Raw genomic sequence first — 19671 nt, 5'->3', positions numbered from 1 at the left:
TCCTTTCACTCTATCCATATGGGGATTATGGTATTCGGCAAACGATCCGTAATTCTTTTAAGAGTCATCTATCTGCTTCCTTACTTTATTTTCGCCAAAACATCCTGAAACTTTGCATAGTTTACCTTCACACCATCATCCAGATCAATGGAAATCATCTGGTCTGCCAGATGGTGAATCTTTTCCTCATAAGTCCGCAGTTCAGTGTCCTGGTCTTTCAGGCGGCTCAGTGCTCTGTTCAGTTTCACACGCTCGCTAGTAGACGCATTGGCAATGCGGTTTTCCATGTCCGCAATGGCGGTACGGTAGCGGCTCTGCTGCTCATGCACATAGTCAGTGCGGATGCGGGCAATGGTATCCGGCTGATAGCGGTGCATATAGATGAGCGCCTTGAAACCGTTCTTTTTGCCGCTGTCAAACAGCCAGTAAATCGGGCGCTTCTGATAAATCTTGCAGTGGTCGGCATAGAAATCATTCAGGAAATAATTGCGGATGATCTCTCTCGGCTGACCTTTTCCACCCAAAGCATCAGCGATAAACTTGAGATTTTCTTCCAGAGTATCGCTGCCGTAAACCGTTTCGATAAATTTTACAAAACGACTAACCATGTCATCATCAAAGTATTCATCGTCGCAGATCGGAATAATATTGTCCTTGTCCGCAGGATAGGTGGTATATTTGCTGGCATCCCATTCATCGCCAGCGTAGGCAAGCCCTTCCACATCCAGAGAGTATCTACCAAACATACAGCCCACAGCATAAGAAATCAGGCTTCTTACATCACGCTGCAAGTCAGCTTTGCGGACGGTCACATCTTTGTCTTCGACTTCCGGAGTAAGCTCGTCCTGCAAGCCGTAAATGTCGATGAAGATACGGTTCAGTTCTTCCTCGTTGGCTTTTAACTGAGCAAAATGTTCTTCACATTCATTTTCCCATGCACGATATGCACCCTGCAAGAAATAGGATTCTATTTTTCTATCACCATCTGTATCAGTAAATTTCATACTGTCTTTCAGACGGACAAGGGGATGCTTTGCAAAGTCCCAAGAGGTTTCAAATGAATCCCAATCTCTCTTGCATAGTTCTACATCTGCATTAGAAAGCTCAACAATCCTGGAATCACTTTCCTTTTCCTTTACAACTGGCAAAGCCCCAATATTTCCAGACTGGAAAGACATCGTAGGATTCAATACATGAAGAAAGTAATCGCCAACTACCGAATTTATCATCGCAAGCACATAGTTATGTGCTTTTTCGGGCATGAAACAACTCGATCCTTTATCATCAAACAAATGTCCATATTCTGAATTTCTGCAAGAAATCATTCCAGTAGTTAGTGTTGCCCATGTAATCGACTTATGAAAATACAAGCGTTCACTCCTGACACTTGCAATTTTTCTTCCCTGCTTTGTTGCATTTTTTATGGCATAACCATCATTTTCCCAAAGTACGACATAATCATTTAAGCCATACCATTTTCTGAATCCGCCTCCCTTGTTGTATGGAAACCATTTCTTTCCTGATTGTTTTGCTTCATCTGAATTGTGGTATCCAAGACCGATACCCGATTGTTTTACTTCAAACCACAGCCTTAAAAAGCGATCATTATCGCCTGTTGTCATACCCGCCTTTGCTTCTCCAATATCAGAAACATGAGGGTTCTTTGAGAAAGCCTTAAAGACTGGATCTCCAACCCAATAAGCAACCGGGGCAGCTGGTAAGCTGGTATAATTTGATTGACTTTTATAGTACACCTGTTTCCTTTCAAGGAAACTTAGTTCCTTATCATTTTGAGAATTTTCCGATACCAATCTCACATAAGCTCCAGTGTATCCTGGTATATCCACATTACACAGAATAAATGCTGTTGTTTGAACTACCTCGCCAGCAATTTCTTCGAACGCCCTTGCACCAAGATGCGCCATATTAACAAGCGTTTTTCGGTAAACATCTTCTCGAAGCTTTTCGTAACTTCCCAAAAACATCCAAGAATGCTGAGTTATCATTGCCTGATAAGAAGATTTTTTTCCAAAGTTTCCACAAGCCTGAATAAAGATAGCATAGAGATCGCTTTTGCTGTTTGGATAATTCTTTTTTACATAATCTGTCAGCTTTCCTCCCATACTGGAACTGCCCATATACGGCGGATTCGTCACTACCACATCATACTTCTGTGCCAGAGCAACCGCCACCTGCACCAGCGGCAACAGATTGTTCAGAACCACCTCACGGCTCATATTAATATCGTCCCGTACTTCGTCAAAACGGGCATAAAGGGCACCAAAATCCACAGGAGTAATGTTCAAAATCGAACCGTACTCCTTGGCATCCTGCATTTCCTTGATAATGCTGTCCATCGCTGCTTTCAGCCTGGTATCGCCATTACAGAAGTATTCCAGCGCATAGCAATCAATACCGTTGCTTTCCTGAATCGCATAGACGTTTGGCTGAATCTGACGGCTAAAGAAGCGGCGGTCGTACTGGCGGGCTTTCATCATCACCGCAAAATAGGCAAGCTGGGCGGCACGGTCATCAATGTCCAAACCATACAGATTATTTTTCACGATGCTCTCCACCGCTTCACGGGTGGTGTAGCCATAACTTTCGTAAATCTGCACCAACACGTCAAACAGGTAGGCGAGGATATGACCGGAACCGCAGCAAGGGTCAATACACTTGATCTGCTCCGGATTCATTGCAGCATATTCCTTGCGGATTTCTGCAAGCTGATCCTGTACCTCCGGTTCCTGCTCGGCTTCCTCCAGATAATACTTCCAAGTGGATTTCAGCTCATCATTAGGGTGTCCCTCCACCCACAGGCGACCAAGGGAGTTCTCCACCATATAGCGGACGATCCAGTCCGGAGTAAACAGCTGGGTTGCAGCCGGAATATTTTCTTTTGTGATTTTGACGTTCTTTTTCAGCGCCGCAAAAACTTCGTCTTTTTTCTCAGCATTGTAATACTGATATAACCAGCCAATAATCTGCACCGCATCCCGCCAATCTTCCTCTGGGATGGTGGAAATCATCTGCTCGATAACGCTGCCTTCACGAAGCAGGTTGTCCGGAAGAAGCAGCTCAGTGTAGTCGGAAATACGCTGAAACATTCCCGGCAGAACGCTATTCAGGGCATTGCACTGGGTAATCAGCAGGTATTTGTAGAGTTCTTCTGTCTGGTTGGCGTTCTTGAACTCATAGACTTTCTCCATGTTCAAGCCATCCAAATCCAGATGCAGGGCTTCGTCAATAATCTGCGGCTTAAAGTTGTTTTCCTCGTCCGTGAATATACGCACACGGGTAGGGAGGTAACCATTGACCTCCATAAACCGTAGAGCAATCAGGCGGTTGAACCAGGTGTAGGCAACCTCCTCCATCACTTCTTCAAAACCTTTATGGTTGATTTGCGAAATTAACGCTCTGCGCTGATTTTTCTGAACATCTGTCAGGACTGTATCATTGATGCTGTCAGCTGCAGCATCAATGATATTATCCTTTTCAATTCCATATTGCATCGCCTTCTGGGACACACGCTCAATCAATTCCCTGCGTGCCCAGACAGCGAATTTTTTAATTGCATTCTTGTCCATTAGTTTTTTCCTTCTTTATTTTTCTGAACAATTTTAAAATCTCACTGTAATTATCTGAACCATTCAATAGTATAATATCGTTAATGGCTGATAGAATAAATGCTTGTCCGCTAAACACCTGATCACGATTATAGTCAGCAGGAATTTCGTCAGCCGATGTAGGGATTTCTATTTCGTTTATCCACCAATTATCAATTTTTTGATATAAATGAACCATATTACTAAAAAGTGCTACATCATTTTCATGGAAACCCGAACTCAGGTTTTTCAACAGTTCATGTATTATATCATTTCGTCTTTTTCTACATGTATGATACAAATCAAGTTCTTGTTCTGTAATAGCTCCTGCATTCATAAACCACTTCATAGAAGCAGTGTCTATTTGTGTGTCCAGCTTACGTACTTGTTTCTTGTATTCATCAGATTCTTTATATTTTATCTCATCTCCATCAAAAGTTATTGCTTCCGCATAAAAACCTCTGACTTGATCTACAACATATTGCTTCAAAGATTCATAATTTAATACAAAAAGTGCAGCGAATTCAACATTTCTTTTTAGAATAGGCTCAGCAAGTAGATTTTCTAATTCATTCATATATTAACCCTTCACTACTTAATTCAGCTTAATCCCATCACAGTCCCTCAACATATCCGTCAGATATCTTCTCATGCGCTCCACATAAGCATCAATATCCGCCTGGCTTTCCAGCATCTTTGCTGGAAACGCCATCTGGCGATATACTGTCTTAATCACTTTTTTCGGAACTGTTTTTTTCTCGCCATAAGCTACTTTTTCTTCGGCAATAACCGGCGGCTGTTTTGCGGTTTCAATGCGCTCACAGATATCATCCTTGTAAGACCAAATCTGAGGTACCAGACCATCCAGCAGGGCAAGGCTCTGAAGCTCATTGATTTTTGTTTTCTGCTGATCGAAATAAGTATCCGCCTTTTTCACAAGTTCGGCGCAGTCCCTATTTCCATCCGAAATGATATGAACCTCCGCCATACACTGCCGGATGATTTCCAGAAGCTCAGCTCGCTTGCCGTCCAGCAGCCTGCCATGTCCCTCCCGTACTTTATCCATCAACCCGTTCAGTTCTGGGATTCTGCGGTAAATGCTTTTCGGGTCGCTCTGCACCACAGTAATCAAACGTATCTGGTTCAGTGCTTCGTTTGCTTCCTCCTCTTTTCTGAGATAGTTCAGGTCATTTTTCAGGTCTTCCTCCGTTTTAACTGCGGCATCAAACACCTGAACCTGATTCTTAAAGAAGCCTTCCACACGCTGCATTTTTTCTTTATTGTCAAAGAGGTTATCTTCCTCTTTCAAAATCGCCTCAATCAGGGCGATGTTATCTTTTCTCTGAGAAAGGATTTTGTCCATCTGCTCGATGGAAGTAAGGACAAGATTCTGTTCCGGATACTTATGACCCTCGTATCTGCCTTTCAGTTCAAGATAATGGTCTTTCAGAATGGTAAATTTCTGCACAACAAATGCAACCAGACCGTCCTCATCGTCCGGCACATCCATCACGTCAAAGTATTCCCGGAGCAGTTCTTTTACAGCCCGCATCTTGGTGGCAGTAATCATCTGGCGCTTGCTGATGCTGGTTTTGCCGATTTCACTCTTTTTACGGAGCATATCCGGCAGTTTCGGATTGTCCGGCTGAATGGTGGAGCCTGCATATTTGATGGTAACTTTCTGGTCATAGATCAATCGGGCAACCACTGCCGCAATGTCAATTTCTTTCCAGCCGTATGGAATTGCACTGTATCGGCTTTGAATATCTGCCATCGAAGTCGGAAGATTTTTCATTGCCTGCATTTCCAGATATTCTTCGATTTTGGTAGCAGCACCACGGTTCGGTTCCATACCAGGCATCATATTATCCGCACCGGTCAGAATTTCAATAATGTCTGCATCAGTATCCGCATTTTTCTCAATCAACGACAACTCACTATATACATGAGAAACCAGGTATTCCAAAGACTGCTCAATCTTGCTTTTTGCATTGCCGCCTTTGATTTCAATGTGTTCTCCGTCCACATAGAACTGTGCAGATTCAATGGCTTTTACCAAATCCTCCATTGCCGTCTGTTCATACTTGGTCGCTTCTTCCTGCTGGTCACGGATAATGTCCTGAACCGACTTCGGAAGCTGATTCACATTTCGCTGCTTGACATACTTACGAATCTTCATAGCACTTTCCAGAGATTCATAGTACGGCGTTTCAGCAAGCACAACAATCGCTTCTTTGCCTTTGGATTCCGTCATCAGGCGCAGCTCCGATTTTTCCGCAGTATCTGTGGCAACTGTCAGGAAACGCAGACGCATCCCGCCTGTAATATTTCCAATGGTAATACCGTCCACCATCTGATCAAAGGCAAAATCGTATTTTCCATAGCGGTATTTCTTTGTAGTAAAAATATCTGCGAAAATCATCTGCCCGATACGGTCTACAATAGAGGCGGTATCCACAGGAGTGCTTTTGATTTCTCTCTGAATATCCTGTTCCTCATCGGTCAGGAAATTATAAACTTCGCCTGTTCTGCCAATGTAGTTCTGGCTCATCAGACGGTTCAGGCAGTCACGGATGGTTTCACGCATGGTGATTTTGTCCATGCGAATATCGTCCGCCATCAAAATCACGATATTATCCAGGTTGGCGGGAATGTCATCAATATACCGGATCAGGTACAAAAGTTTCAGCACATCCACATCCAGTGCTTCAATGCCATCCCCATTGTCCGCAGCCCTCTGGCAGCGTTCAATGACACGGCGGATAGAACCATCCAGGAAAGTATGTACGGTATCGTAAAAACGGAAGAACGGTACAAGGGCATACTCGTCCTTCTGCTGTATTTTCTGTGTTGCTTCCTGGAAGCCGGAAAGCATGGAACGTTCACCACCGGAAAGGTGCTTGCCGGAGTTGCCGTGCTTCCGGATTTCAGCAAATACTTTCTGCATAATGATAAACTGGTACGGTACAAACGGGAAGTTTGCCGCAAATTCTCCGGAACCAGAGTAGCCCTTAATATCCAGGATCGAGTCAGTGAAGCTGAACAGATTGCGGAGAACAGAGTCGTTCTTATTATAAACGCTTTCCAGTTCTGCTTCTGCGTCTTTGTTCTTTTTCAGAATACGCTTCTGGATCACTTCATCCACAGAGGAAGAAGAAAGGCTCAGGCGGGTTTTGAAACGAGCCTGGATACGGGAAAACTCATCTGCACGAACTTTGATGATCTCATCAATCGCTTCCTGTCCGGTGCAGACAACCCACACCTTGCCGCCGCATTCGCTTCCGATTTTCTCAACCAGCGACTGAAGGTTCAAAAGCATATCGGTATCTGTACCAACGTACTGACCAACTTCGTCCACCATGAATAGCAGACGGAAGTTGTTTGGCTTTGTTTTCAGATAATCTTTGATGTCCTCTACGAGCTGAGCAATGGAAAATTCAATGGCAGACTTGTCATTAAACCACGCCCTGGCATCTTCTTCACTCATATCCAGAACTTCCATCAGGGTAGGGATAATATACTTTCCGTTGAACGCAAACGCCTTGCGGGATTCCAGCCAAGACATTCCTTTCTTTTCTTCAAAGGTACGACGGAACTGTTCCGTTTTCCCCTGCTGGTCAATGTATTGCTCCAGCTTTGCAACTTTCAGGTTATCCCCGAAAAAGCCTAAATGATTGTAGAAAGTCTTGGCAAAAACACGAAGGACGGCAGTTTTGTCTTTGTTGATAGACCCTTCAATGTCGATATTGAACAGGATGGTTTCCGTTTCTACCTTTGTGGAACGGTCAATCATCATATAGGTTGCCGGATCGTCCTCAAATTTTTTGCGAAAACGCTCCACACTGCGAATGCCATTTACCTCTTTGTTCTCCAGCAGATAGGAGAGCATTTTCAGAAAATGAGATTTACCACTTCCAAAGAATCCGGAAATCCACACGCCGGTATCAGCGGTAGGCTCATCCAAAGCATCACTATAATAGTTGAAAAAGGTGATGAAGTGTTTTTTCAGTTCTTTGGTAATGACATACTCATTTAATTCCTGCTCAATCACTTCATCAGCAGCCTGATCGACTTTGATGACACCATTGATTTTACGGTTGATGTCATCGGCAAACATATCACGAATAATCACAATCGTACCCCCTTATACAACATTGAACGCCCTGTAATAATCATTGGGCTGCAATCGGTTAAACAATTTCACATGACGTCCGTCAAACTCACCAGGATACATCACCAGAATGGGGACGTCCGAAAAATGCGGTTGCAATGCTTCCAGCAGAGCGTGGATTCTCATAAACGGGAAAACTTCCCCTACACCAGTAAGCATCAGCACATCACCGCTTTCGTGCGGCTCATACTGGATTTTATCAATAAACTCTCCTTCGCCAATGGCAGAATGAAGCTGCTCCAGGAGAAAAATACTTCCATCTTCCACCTCCATATCTGGAATCGCATCTATAATATCCATATCCTCGCAAACCGAAAGGAAGGTCTGGTACAGGTTGCAGATTTTCAACCGGCAGGAAAGGGAATGGTCTGTTTCAAGCTGATCGACAAAATGGCGAACCGCCATCTCATCCTCTGGCTCATAACAGAAAATGCGGATATTGACCTCGTTGCTCAATCCTTTTCCTTCTAAAAATTCAGGTTCCTGAATTAAAGTCCTGACATGATCTAAACGTTCTTCAATATGACTCATCTCGCTGCACCTCCCTTATGAAAAACAGTTAAACGCTGGCAGAACCGCCAAATCGCCATGACTTCTGATTGCATTTTCTAAAATCGGATGTAAGTACACCGGATTCAGATGGTCTGCACGGACATCATCCAGATACTCCGTTTCAACCAGAATTTTAGCAAGCACCTGCTTCAACTTCGTAACCGTTCCTTCGCTCCAGGATGCTACCGTATCGTCCTGTTCCTGCAAGCGAATAAAATATGTATTCAAATCAATTCTGCCAAAGGAGCTATCCCTTAATCGGTATTTCTCCCCGATAACGGTCAGCATAAATTCCCAAACCAAACGGCTTTGTTTCATCATCGCATACAAACAAATCTGTTTTGCGATCTCTGTCGGCTGTGTAGCAATCGCATGGATCAAGTCCGCATCTTCCATTGCTTGAAGCCGTTTAATGCAAGCCTTTGCCATACGGGCAATCGACTTTTCGGTCGGATATTGAAAAAGATTATCTGCGGTAATCTGTACCACAGTTTCTTCATCGCTTAATCCACTGGTCAATAATTTTGCCGTTGTTCGCATCTCATAAAACAAAAAAGGCTCTCTTGTCAAAGATGCGATATACGGATATGTATGATCCATGCCACTCCTCCTCATGACCGTTCTCTTGTTTCAGGAAGAATCTCCATGATGTCATCTGGCGTGCAGTTCAGCTTCCGGCAAATTCTCACGAGAATCTCCATCGAGACAAATTCATTTCTTGAAAGTTTCGCCAGAGTATTTGTGCTGATTCCGACTTCTTTCGCAAATTCAGTTTTATTCCATTCTTTATCAATCAACATCTTGAAAAGTTTATTGTAGGTTACATCCATGTTATTTCCTCCTACGACTCTATCTACTTTACGCATATTGAGAGTGTTCTAATCTACATCATAGCACAGATTTTCAAAAACACTCAATAAATTTTGCCAATCAGGGAATTATTTCCCTAAAAGCCAAATCAAATTCTTTAGTTTAGATAAATCTTTTATCTATATACGAGATTAATAGAGAATCGGTCGAGGATGGCGGGTTTTGTCAATGGCATAGCCACGTAGTGGTACAAAAAAGCTTGAACACTGCATTTTTAATCTTTCCATAAAATAAACCTCCAAACTGATACGTTATCTTACATCAGTTTGAAGGTTTACACAAACTTTGGGATACTTCTCTATCCATCGATACCCTTTATATCCATAGACTTGATCTTTATTCTGCATCTGTGTTCTCAGAGTTTTCCTGCGTTGTATCTTCCGTGTTTTCTTCCGTAGTTTCCTCTGTGTTCTCAGACGTATCTTCCGTCGTCTCAGCGGCCTTTACGTTCACTCCCTGTTTCACAAAATCGATCTTTTTCCATTCTTTCTCGTATTCTTTGATCTCTGTGTCTTCTTTCCATTCTTTCAGAAGTTCGTCGTATCTGTCCTGCTCTCTCTGATCAATGATCTGCTGTTTCTTGCTGTCCGTTGCTTCCCGATCAAAGTCGGAAATCAATCTTACCACATAAAATCCGGTATCTGTTTCGATAACATCTGTCATTTCTCCAGCCTTCAGCGCATCTGCCGCTTTTATAACCTTTTCGTCCAGAGACTGTGAGGAAGAATCAAATGTGAGTTCCGAAGCATTGGCTCCCTGTTCTTCGGCAGCCTTGCTGAAATCTTTTCCTTCTTTGACTGCTTTTAAGAAAGTATCGGCTTTTGTCTTTGCCTCATCCTTAGTATCGGTGTCTGTCTCGCCTTCTTCAGAAGAGTCTTCTGCAGATGCATCCTCGGAATAAGGGAAATAGACATACTGCATCTTTTTTTGTGCCGCCTCCTCGTCAGATACGTTCTGATCCACATCTTTGATCATTTCCGGCTGCATTTTATTCTGGACTGTCAAAAGTGTCAAAATCTTTTCGATCGTCTCTTTGTCTCCTGAGATCATTTCCCTTGCCTCTTCGCTGTTGCCTTTCACAAAAGCATCGGCCGCATCAGAAATTTTCTTCTTCTCCTCATCCGTAAGGCTTACATTGTAGTCTTCTTTATGCTGATCGATGAGATAGAGCTCTTCCAGAGACTGCATGATATTTTTCTTTGTAGTTTCTTCGTAGCTCTTTCCCGCCTCAATCTGTGTTTCCCACATATTATCGCCAAGCATGGATGAATAGGTGGCCTCGTACATGGCTTGCTGGTATCTTGCAAAAAAATTCGCCACATTTCCTGTGATCTCTTCTTTTCCTACCGTAGCCATAACATCACTATCTTCAAGCCCTCCACATCCGGCAAGTGTACTCATCGCGAGAGTACCCGCAAGCAGAAGTGCTGCAAAACGCTTTTTCATAATTCCAAAAGCCTCCTTCGTATATTTAGCCTTCTTATTATATCTTTTTTCCTCTATACAATCAATGTTTTTATATCATTTAACAGATTTTTCACGACTTCCAGAATATCCGGATCTTTTTCTTTTCTGTTCTTATTTTTCTTTTCATAGAGAAAATAAGGTGCCAAATCCGTCTTAAACACAAGCTCTCCTTTTCTTCTTTCCAGGAGTTTCGGTATCTCTTCTACCTTTACCTTTGCTTTTTCGTACATGACAAGTTTCAGCACATTGCCTTTTTGTTCCACTGACGTGACATAGACAGAGTGTGCAAGTGCTTTAAGCCTCGCGATCAGAATCAGCTTCTGGACTTTTTTCGGGATATCTCCGAACCTGTCGATGAGTTCTTCCATCATATCGTCCATCTCCTCGTCTGTCTCGATGGCGGCGATCCGCTTGTAGATATCCAGCTTCTGATATTCATTCGGCACATAGGATGCCGGAATGAAAGCATCGACATTCAGATCAATCGTGGTAGTGTAGCTTTCGATCTCGTCCTCCTCTTCCCCGTTTTTCATGCTCTTGACTGCCGCGTTCAGCATCTTACAGTACAAGTCATACCCAACGGCCTCCATATGCCCATGCTGTGCTTCTCCAAGAAGATTCCCCGCTCCCCGGATCTCCAGATCCCTCATGGCGATCTTGAACCCGGATCCGAGATCCGTGAATTCCCGGATTGCTGCGAGACGCTTCTCCGCCACCTCTCTCAAAAGCTGGTCTCTCCGGTACAGAAGAAAGGCGTAGGCCATCCGGTTGGATCGTCCGACTCTTCCCCGCAGCTGATAAAGCTGGGCAAGCCCCAGCTTGTCGGAATCGTGAATGATCATTGTGTTTGCGTTAGAGATGTCAAGCCCGGTCTCAATAATTGTGGTAGACACAAGAACATCGATATCTCCGTTGATGAAATCGTACATGATCCGCTCCAGCTGATGTTCTTTCATCTGTCCGTGGGCATACGCCACACTCGCCTCCGGCACAAGGTTCTGGATCTTTGCGGCGATCTCGGCAATATCTTTGACTTTATTGTACACATAATACACTTGTCCCTGTCGCGACAATTCTCTTGTGATAGCTTCCCGCACCATCTCATCCTGATACTCCATGACATACGTCTGAATCGGCATTCTGTCCATAGGAGCTTCCTCCAAGACACTCATATCACGGATTCCGATGAGACTCATGTGGAGTGTCCTTGGGATCGGTGTGGCTGTGAGTGTCAGAACATCCACATTTTCCCGCAGTTTTTTGATCTTTTCTTTATGTTGGACTCCAAATCTCTGTTCCTCGTCAATGATCAAAAGTCCCAGGTCTTTAAAACGGACATCCTGACTTAGGATCCGGTGTGTCCCGACAAGAATGTCCACCTGCCCTTTCTCCAGATCCGAGAGGGTTTTCTTTTGCTGAGAAGGCGTACGGAACCTACACAGAAGGTCTACTCTGACAGGAAAGTCTTTCATCCTCTGGATGAGTGTATTGTAGTGCTGCTGGGCCAAAATCGTAGTCGGCACAAGAAAAGCCACCTGCTTATTCTCCTGCACCGCTTTGAAGGCAGCCCTTATAGCCACCTCCGTCTTTCCGAATCCCACATCCCCACAGATCAGACGATCCATGATCTTATGGCTTTCCATATCCTTTTTTGTTGCTTCGATAGCAAGAATCTGATCATCTGTCTCCTCAAACGGGAACATTTCCTCAAATTCCTTCTGCCAGACGGTATCCGGCTCATAAGAATACCCTTCTTTCTGCTGCCGCGCTGCGTACAGCTTCACGAGATCTTTTGCGATCTCCTGAACCGCCTTTTTTACTCTCGTCTTTGTCCGTCCCCAGTCCTGTCCTCCAAGACGGTTGAGCTTCGGCTTTTTTGCATCCGCACTTGCATACTTCTGGATCAGATCCATCTGTGTTGCCGGAATGTAGAGATTCCCGCCTCCCGCGTATGAGATCTTCATATAGTCTTTCTCAACACGATCCACTTCCACTTTCTCTATCCCCTGGTATACGCCGATACCATGATTCTCATGTACGACGTAATCTCCGGGCTTTAATTCTGTAAAACTGTGGATCTTTTCCCCTTCATATACTTTATGCCTCTTTTTTTTCCGGATTTTTCCGAAAATATCCGTGTCCGATATCACACTGAATTTCAGAAGCGGGTACTCATATCCGGTCGTCACATGTCCGTAAGAGACCATGATCTCTCCTGGTTTCACGAGCCGATCCAGATTTTCATCGTAGAAACTGTTGAGTCCATAATCTCTCAAATCTTCTGCCAGACGTCTGGCTCTCGTACGCGATCCGGAAAGCAAAATGACCCGGTATCCGCTGCGTTTCAGCCTCGCAAGGTCCTTCGTGAGCACCTCAAAACTACTGTTATACGGATTGACATTTTTCGCCTGGATACTATATGCCGCACGCATCTGAAATTCTTTTATTTTTACTTCAAGGGCTGTAAATCCGATGGACGGGAAAAGATTCAGCTCCTGTATGACATCCTTTATCCGGAAGATACAGATTGGTTCTCTCTTACTTTGAGCCTTTGTCTGTTCTGCATTTTTCCGGTTTTCCTCCGCCTGGCGCACTTCTTCCTCCACTTCACTTCCACGCTCTGAGAGGCGGAGAGGTTCATCCAGAAAAATAAGAGTTTCTTCCCTTTCAAAACAAGACAAAAACGATACTTTATCCTTATCATCTGACATTTCTCCAGCCGGGAAGACAGTGATTCTCTCCATATTTTCTACAGATCGCTGCGTATCCGTGTCGAAGGAACGGATGGAATCGATCTCATCATCCCAAAATTCAATCCGGACAGGCAGATCCTCTGTAAGCGGAAAGAAATCCAAAATTCCGCCTCGAACCGCAAACTGCCCTGGCCCTTCAATCTGTTCCTCTCTGCGGTACCCCATGGAGACCATCGTCTCTTTCAGCTTTTCGAAATCCATAGTCTGTCCTACTTCCATGCAAAACACCTTTGCCCGGATAGCCTCCAGAGAGTCGACGGCATCCATCAAAGCGTCAATGGTGGTGATGACTGTAGCGCGTTCTTCTTCAAGAAGTGCGCGCATTACTTCCATGCGCTGCTTTGTCAGAAAAATACCTCTGATGTCTGCCTGATAAAACAAAAAATCTCTGGCTGGATAAAAGTACACATCCGGATCCAGAAAGCGATATTCCTCGTACACCTCTTTTGCACGTTCTTCATTGGAAAGAACATAGAGGCTGCGTGTTCCATCCTCAGCCAGGGCGTAAGCAAGATGCGTCTTCTGGGAACCTGTACAGCCCGCAATCTGCATCAATCCCGCTTTTTGCTTTTTTGTTTTCTGAATGGTCTCAAATTCTGCCAGTTCCAGAAGAGGTTCCGTAAAAGCTTTCATCGAACGTTCTCCTTCCTTATCCTTTTCGGTTAAACCTATTCATGGCCTCGTCCACTTCGCCGCGGCCTGCCATGCTTACTGCCTGAACCGCATTTTCGCAGGCTTCATCCATGGCTTCCCTTTCTTCTTTTGAGAAATGTCCAAGCACATAGTCTGCAAGATCATACCCTTTTGGTTTTTCTCCCACGCCGACCTTCACTCTCATAAATACATCATGTCCCAAATGCGCAATAATATTTTTGATGCCGTTGTGTCCGCCGGCACTCCCTTTTTTGCGAATGCGGATTTTTCCCACATCCAGGCTGATATCATCGTAGACCACGATCAGTTCGTTCTCCTCATCGATCTTATAGTAATCCACAAGTTCCCGCACGCTTTCCCCGCTCAGATTCATGAATGTCTGAGGTTTTGCCAGGATGACTTTCGTCCCGTCTATCACACCTTTTCCGATCAGCGCCCGGTGTTTTCTTGTGTCAACTGGTATATGGTATTCCTCCGAAATCCTGTCTATGACATCGAACCCAATGTTATGTCTCGTGCCTTCATAGCGGGAGGATGGATTCCCCAACCCTACAATTATAAACATCTTTCTCATCTCTCCTTTTTTGCTGTCTTTCTATTGTAAACCAAAACCATCTCTTTGGCAACGGCGTTTCCCTACGTATTTATGTACATTTTTGCATGAGGATCCTTTTCCCATCATATAGTATAAAAAGGGAAATCCAAACAAGCGGAAATCATTTTACCAAAGGAGGCAATCTATCCCATGAGTTCCAAAACAAAGATCGTTGTACTTCACATGAAAGAAATAATCTACACCGCAGTGTTTGCGCTGCTTGGCATCCTGCTCATACTCATCCTGCTTTTCATGTTTCTCCCCGATGATTCCAAGGAGAAATCTTCTTCCAAAGAGTATATGCCAGGCATCTATACATCCAGCATTACATTGAACAACACACCACTCCAGGTGGAAGTCTCGGTAGATAAGCATCACATCAACTCCGTACGATTTTCCAATCTTGATGAGACGGTAACAACCATGTACCCTCTGATCCAGCCTGCCATGGAGGACGTCGCAGATCAGGTAGTAAAGAACCAGTCCACCGACAATATCACATCCAGTTCGGAAGATTCTTATACTTCCAAACTCATCACAGATGCCATAAACGATGCATTAAAAAAAGCCGAGGAGAAGTGATCCCGGCTTTTTTTGCTTTCTTTACTTTGTCATACTACCCTTCTACTACCAGGTACTGTCCGCCAGGCAGTGAAAATACTTCCGATGCATCCTCGATCTCATCCAGTGTCATTCCATCCACATCGGCTCCGGACTCTTCCAGATATTCTTTTACTTCTTCCAGTGAATCCAGAACAACCGCCATACAGTCTTCCAAAAATGCTTCTGCTTCTTCCTGTGTCTCTGCCACCGGCTCATCAAAAAGCTGAGATTGCTTTTTTAAAAACGTCTGCAGACATTCTTCGCTGTACTCGTACATGCAAATCCCTCCTATTCCTTTTTTTCTTCTGTAAACGAGAGAAGTTCCTGCGGACGGTCTATGATCACATCCGCCCCCGCTCCTGTCAGTACATCTCTGGAACGAAAGCCCCAGCTTACACCAATCGTTTTCATTCCGGCATTTTTGCCCGTATGCATGTCCACATCGGAATCCCCGATATAAAGGCATTCCGATGCTTTTGATCCTGTTCTGTCCATGATCAGAAAAACTCCTGCCGGATCCGGCTTCCTTGGTATCCCTTCTCTTTGTCCCTGTACGTAATCAAACAACTCTCTGCCAAAAAAGGTATGTACGACATCCACCGCCTGTCCGTCCGGCTTATTGGACAGTACCGCCAGATGGACTCCTTCTTCTTTGAGCTTCATTAAAGTCTCCGTTATTCCGTCGTATGGCCTTACGCGGTAAGTGCAGTTTTCAGAAAACACTCTCCCGTATATTTGCATTGCCTCTTCAATCCGCAAAAGATCGGTATCCCCACACGCCTTCATCGCATTTTCCATCAGTACTCTTGCACCGTTGCCTACAAACATACGGCATTGTTCCATCGTAATGGCAGGTAACTTCATCTCTTTCAAAGTCAGATTGACCGAATAGGTAATGGACTCCAGTGTGTCCGTCAGCGTTCCATCCAGATCAAATATACAAGTCTTAATCATCTCTGTCGCCTCATTCCTGTTTTGGATTTTCTGTACACATAAAGCATAATATAACACAAGAAAAATTTCAACAAAAAAAGAAGAGACAGTATTCTTATACTCTGTCTCCTCTTCCTTTTTACACAAGATACTGCTTCATCGTTTTCAGGGCATTTTTTTCCAGACGACTTACCTGCGCCTGGGAAATATGAACTTCTTTTGCCACCTCCATCTGCGTCTTACCTTCAAAAAACCGAAGCCGGATGATGTATTTTTCCCGCTCATTCAAGTGCTCCATCGCGGCTTCCAAAGACAGGTCTTCCACCCATCTCTCCTCTTTGTTCTTCTTGTCACTGATCTGATCCATGACATAAAGTGCGTCTCCGCTGTCGTTATAGACCGGCTCATTCAGACTTACCGGAGCCTGAATGGCATCCAATGCAAAAACGATATCTTCTTTGGAGATTCCGATTTCCTCCGCGATTTCCTGAACCGTTGGCTCTTTCAAATTTTTCTTCACATAGTTTTCCTTTGCGTATATGGCCTTGTAGGCCGTATCTCTCAAAGAGCGGCTTACCCGGATGGAATTGTTGTCCCTCATGTAGCGCCGAATCTCGCCGATGATCATCGGAACCGCATAAGTAGAAAACTTTACGTCCAGTTCCGTATTGAAATTGTTGACAGCCTTGATAAGGCCAATACATCCGATCTGAAATAGATCATCCGGATTTTCATTGCTTCCCGAAAAACGTTTGATCACACTAAGCACAAGTCTCAGGTTGCCTTTGATATATTCTTCTTTCGCCTGCTCATCTCCCGCTTTGATCCTGGCAAACAACGCCTCTTTATCCTCTTCTTTCAGAAGCGGGAGCTTTGATGTATTGACCCCGCATATTTCTACCTTGTTTGGCACCATTGTACATCCTCCTGCATCGGCATACTGCCGTTCTACTTAGAATGATGTACATACGCACGGTCTCTTATTCGATTTTCGAAAAAATAAAAAAAGTTTTTACCCTTGACAATTCTTCTTTCTCTAGTCGTTTCTGTCCCACTTGTCGGCCAGGTTTAAGATCTGACTTTCCAATTTTGCCAAATCTTTGTTGGCAAGGCCTTCGTTTTTCATGACCACTTCCATCAGACGTTTGGCTGCTGCCACAACACGGTTAAATACCATGTTTGCCCGGATCCTTGCCGGCTTCTCAGCTGCTTTCTTCGGTATCCGGATTCCTTCGCTTATAACTTCATCCTTCAAAAGATCCACACAGCCTCCGGAATAAGGCGCAAAAGCAGGGTACCCTAATGTCTCTGTGATCGTTTTTGCAAATTCATCTGTAACTTGATCTTCGCCGTGAACGACAAATACGTGACGAATTGGCGTCTCGAAGGCGGACAGCCAGTTTAAAAGTCCGTTCTTGTCCGCATGTCCGCTGATCCCTTTCAGAGAACAGATTCTTGCATTCACTTCCACGTTTTCTCCGAAAAGTTTGACACACTCGGCTCCTTCGATCAGCTTGCGGCCAAGTGTCCCTGCGGCCTGATATCCAACGAAGAGGATGGTGCATTCGTTTCTCCAGAGATTATGCTTCAGATGATGTCGGATCCTGCCCGCCTCACACATTCCGGATGCCGAAATGATGATCTTCGGGCGGTCGTCAAAATTAATCTGCTTAGATTCCTCCGTCGAAGTTGCAAGCTTAAGACCTGGAAAGCGCAGTGGATTAATCCCTTGCTTCACAAGTGCCAGCGCCTCCTCATCAAAGCACCCGTACATATTTTTGTTAAATACGTTCGTCGCCTCGATGGCAAGCGGACTGTCCACATATACTTCAAAATCCGGATTTTCCGGTATCAGTCCTTTCTCCTTGATCTCCCGGAGAAAATACAGTATTTCCTGGGTACGTCCCACAGCAAACGACGGAATCACAACATTGCCTCCTACGGCAAATGTCTCCCTCACGATCTTTGTGAACTCTCCTATGTAATCCGGTATCCCTTCTCCGTGGATCCGGTTGCCGTAAGTGGATTCGATCACAACATAATCTGCTTCCGATACATTGGACGGATCTTTGATGATTGGTTGATTGATATTTCCCACATCTCCGGAAAATACGATTTTTCTTGTCTCTCCTTCTTCCGTAATCCATACCTCTATGCTTGCCGATCCAAGAAGATGTCCCACATCATTGAATCTTACATCCACACCTTGGCACAGCGTAATTCTCTGTCCATAGTCACAGGGAGCGAACAATTCCATCGTATCGACAGCATCCTGCATAGTGTAAACAGGCTCATAAAGCGGCGCCCCGCTCCTCCTTGCCTTTCTGTTTCTCCATTCTGCTTCAAACTCCTGTATATGAGCACTGTCACGGAGCATGATGCTGCAGAGATCTGCTGTGGCAAACGTAGTTACAATCTCCCCTTTGAATCCTTTTTTTACAAGCAGAGGGAGGTTGCCGGAATGATCGATATGTGCATGAGTCAAAAGGACAAAATCAACCTCAGACGCGGATACCGGAAGTTCCTGATTTTCATAAAGATCAGGTCCCTGCTCCATTCCGCAGTCTACCAGAATATTCCTGCCGCATGCTTCCAGAACATGGCAGCTTCCTGTCACCTCATGTGCCGCGCCGATAAACTTCAGTTTCATAAAATCGCCCCACTTCCTGTCATTGGTATTTGTAGATATTGTACCACTTTTCGGATTGATTTTCCTTATTTTTCTGAAATTTTATTCGAATTTTGCAATTTCTTTTTTCAATCTTACCATGATCTTTTTTTCCAGTCTGGAAATATAAGACTGTGATATCCCAAGTACATCGGCCACTTCTTTTTGCGTCATCTCTTCTCCGTCTGCTCTGCCAAGTCCAAAACGCATCTTCACGATCATCCTCTCCCTCTTCGACAGCCGCCCCACGGCTCTTATGAGCATCGTCTTCTCCGCCTCTGTCTCCATATCTTTATATATTGTATCCTCTTCTGTTCCAAGGATATCGGATAAAAGAAGCTCATTTCCGTCCCAGTCTACATTCAACGGCTCATCGATTGACACTTCCAGCTTCGTCTTGCTGTTTCGTCTGAGATACATCAAAATCTCATTTTCAATACACCGGGATGCATACGTGGCAAGCTTGATATTTTTCTCCGGATTGAATGTATTGATGGCTTTGATCAGACCGATCGTCCCTATGGAAATAAGATCTTCCACTCCTACCCCTGTATTGTCAAATTTCTTGGCGATGTATACGACTAGCCGGAGATTATGCTCGATCAGCTGTTTTCTTGCATACTCGTTCTGCTCGGATCCAAGCTTTTCAATGGCTTTCGTCTCTTCTTCCAGTTCCAGCGGAGCCGGAAGGATGTCTGAACCTCCTATGTAGTGAATATCCAGTTTTTCCGGAAAAAGCCATGTCCGGACCGCAGGCAGTATTTTCTGCCGAAACGGATATGCAATTGCAAGATTCATTA

General features: G+C 44.5%; 15 protein-coding genes. 1 reads left to right on the top strand and 14 read right to left on the bottom strand.

Annotated features, from left to right (window positions below; translation table 11 throughout):
• Positions 1-80: 80 nt before the first annotated feature.
• The 9 genes from pglX to pth all read right to left on the bottom strand — a co-directional run bounded on the left by pglX (position 81) and on the right by pth (position 14637).
• Entirely contained in the window at positions 81-3587 is a 3507-nt protein-coding gene (gene pglX, locus ACLROL_RS07360) for a BREX-1 system adenine-specific DNA-methyltransferase PglX (protein ID WP_413067596.1), read from the bottom strand.
• Entirely contained in the window at positions 3568-4182 is a 615-nt protein-coding gene (locus ACLROL_RS07355) for a hypothetical protein (protein WP_413067595.1), read from the bottom strand. The genes pglX and ACLROL_RS07355 overlap by 20 nt, the downstream gene beginning before the upstream one ends.
• Positions 4183-4200: 18 nt before the next feature.
• Positions 4201-7737 carry a BREX system P-loop protein BrxC gene (gene brxC, locus ACLROL_RS07350; RefSeq protein ID WP_413067594.1) on the bottom strand — a complete coding sequence of 1179 codons (3537 nt, stop codon included), beginning with the start codon at positions 7735-7737 and terminating at the stop codon, positions 4201-4203.
• A 12-nt stretch (positions 7738-7749) separates the two neighbouring features.
• Positions 7750-8307, bottom strand: coding sequence for a DUF1788 domain-containing protein (locus tag ACLROL_RS07345; RefSeq protein ID WP_413067593.1), 558 nt, complete (start codon positions 8305-8307; stop codon positions 7750-7752).
• A gap of 15 nt (positions 8308-8322) precedes the next feature.
• The gene (locus ACLROL_RS07340; protein ID WP_087211893.1) at positions 8323-8928 is read right to left on the bottom strand and encodes a DUF1819 family protein; all 606 of its coding nucleotides are present in this window, start codon (positions 8926-8928) and stop codon (positions 8323-8325) included.
• A gap of 11 nt (positions 8929-8939) precedes the next feature.
• On the bottom strand, positions 8940-9158 hold the full coding sequence (locus ACLROL_RS07335; RefSeq protein ID WP_087211896.1) for a helix-turn-helix domain-containing protein: 219 nt from the start codon (positions 9156-9158) through the stop codon (positions 8940-8942).
• A gap of 376 nt (positions 9159-9534) precedes the next feature.
• Complete coding sequence (locus ACLROL_RS07330) at positions 9535-10644, bottom strand: peptidyl-prolyl cis-trans isomerase (protein ID WP_287449622.1); 1110 nt, start codon at positions 10642-10644, stop codon at positions 9535-9537.
• A gap of 53 nt (positions 10645-10697) precedes the next feature.
• Positions 10698-14051 (bottom strand): transcription-repair coupling factor, encoded by a 3354-nt coding sequence (gene mfd / locus ACLROL_RS07325; protein ID WP_413067592.1) that lies wholly within the window; start codon positions 14049-14051, stop codon positions 10698-10700.
• Between the two features lie 16 nt (positions 14052-14067).
• Complete coding sequence (gene pth, locus ACLROL_RS07320; protein WP_087200201.1) at positions 14068-14637, bottom strand: aminoacyl-tRNA hydrolase; 570 nt, start codon at positions 14635-14637, stop codon at positions 14068-14070.
• 180 nt (positions 14638-14817) lie between these two features.
• On the opposite strand from pth, the gene ACLROL_RS07315 reads away from it, so the two are divergent.
• Positions 14818-15249, top strand: a complete 432-nt coding sequence (locus ACLROL_RS07315; protein WP_087200199.1) for a hypothetical protein — start codon at positions 14818-14820, stop codon at positions 15247-15249.
• A 34-nt stretch (positions 15250-15283) separates the two neighbouring features.
• On the opposite strand, the gene ACLROL_RS07310 is transcribed toward ACLROL_RS07315, so the two are convergent.
• From ACLROL_RS07310 to sigE, 5 genes are all read right to left on the bottom strand, one after another.
• A complete protein-coding gene (locus ACLROL_RS07310) occupies positions 15284-15547 on the bottom strand; it encodes a glyoxalase (RefSeq protein WP_087200197.1) in 264 nt (87 codons plus the stop codon).
• Positions 15548-15558: 11 nt separating this feature from the next.
• Complete coding sequence (locus ACLROL_RS07305) at positions 15559-16224, bottom strand: HAD family hydrolase (RefSeq protein WP_413067591.1); 666 nt, start codon at positions 16222-16224, stop codon at positions 15559-15561.
• A gap of 118 nt (positions 16225-16342) precedes the next feature.
• Positions 16343-17119, bottom strand: coding sequence for an RNA polymerase sporulation sigma factor SigG (sigG, locus tag ACLROL_RS07300; protein ID WP_087200195.1), 777 nt, complete (start codon positions 17117-17119; stop codon positions 16343-16345).
• A gap of 120 nt (positions 17120-17239) precedes the next feature.
• The gene (locus ACLROL_RS07295) at positions 17240-18853 is read right to left on the bottom strand and encodes an MBL fold metallo-hydrolase RNA specificity domain-containing protein (RefSeq protein ID WP_413067590.1); all 1614 of its coding nucleotides are present in this window, start codon (positions 18851-18853) and stop codon (positions 17240-17242) included.
• Positions 18854-18934: 81 nt separating this feature from the next.
• Complete coding sequence (sigE, locus tag ACLROL_RS07290; RefSeq protein WP_405121552.1) at positions 18935-19669, bottom strand: RNA polymerase sporulation sigma factor SigE; 735 nt, start codon at positions 19667-19669, stop codon at positions 18935-18937.
• Between the last annotated feature and the right edge of the window lie 2 nt (positions 19670-19671).

It is taken from the genome of Sellimonas sp., assembly GCF_047234585.1.
GTDB lineage: Bacteria > Bacillota > Clostridia > Lachnospirales > Lachnospiraceae > Sellimonas > Sellimonas caecigallum.
This window is presented reverse-complemented; position numbering and strand designations above follow the sequence as displayed.